This window comes from Vibrio sp. OPT46 (genome assembly GCF_015163535.1).
Classification (GTDB): domain Bacteria; phylum Pseudomonadota; class Gammaproteobacteria; order Enterobacterales; family Vibrionaceae; genus Vibrio; species Vibrio alginolyticus.
Genome location: NZ_JADDYG010000490.1, coordinates 6,395 through 7,297 on the forward strand (window position 1 = coordinate 6,395; position 903 = coordinate 7,297).

Consider the following 903-nt stretch of genomic DNA (forward strand, 5'->3'; position numbering starts at 1 on the left):
GCCCTAACACTTGTTGATACATCGAGAAGGAATGATGGCTAGTTATTGTTTGCACAAAAGTGATTTAGAAATACAGTAACTTCTGAGAACCTTTGAATTAGCACTAATATCTCAGAGCCTTAAAGGCTTGTTGGAAACTCCTCATGAACACTATGCTATGCAGGTGCTATGTAGTTTCTAGTTCAGTTGCAGTAAGTCCCATTTATTACCATAGAGATCTTGGAACACCACCACTGTCCCGTATTCTTCCACACGAGGCTCTTCATTAAATACAACACCATTTTTCTTCATCAACTCGTAGTCACGCCAAAAATCATTAGTTTGCAGAAACAGGAAAACACGGCCACCTGTTTGATTTCCTACTGCATGCGTTTGCTCCGGTGTACTCGCTTGAGCTAAAAGTAGGTTTGTACCATTGGAGTTTGGAGGAGAAACTTGAACCCAGCGTTTACCACCACCTAGGTTGGTATCTTCAACCAGAGTGAATTGAAGTTTTCGAGTATAGAATTCGATAGCATCGTCGTAATTTTCAACGACTAGAGCAATGTTTCCGATTTGCTGCTGAACAGTTTTGGCCATGATGATTTCCGCTGTGTCAAAACGCTAATTGTACGCTATTTTGAGACTTTTCTAGAAAGCACGTAACGCCTTGCAAATGTTTAAGGCACACAATACGAATGTTTACGCACAGCGCCTTTGCCACTAGAACCTACAAACAATATAGCTACCACAAGTGTCGAATCTTGATTGAGCAACTCATCAAAGCCTTAGCTATAACTCAAGAGCAAATCTCTAACCTAATAACGAAGGCTGCTCGTATACCACGGTATTATAGTTCTTCTAGTTTTCCCTTAGCTAAATCTTCTTGTTGCTTAAGGAACATGAAGAAGTTTGCCTCACTGA

At 40.6% G+C, this 903-nt stretch carries 1 protein-coding gene; it reads right to left on the minus strand.

Annotated elements, in window-relative coordinates; genetic code table 11:
- Window positions 1-177: 177 nt before the first annotated feature.
- Window positions 178-579 (minus strand): VOC family protein, encoded by a 402-nt coding sequence (locus IQR33_RS20675; protein WP_137282666.1) that lies wholly within the window; start codon window positions 577-579, stop codon window positions 178-180.
- Window positions 580-903: the final 324 nt, after the last annotated feature.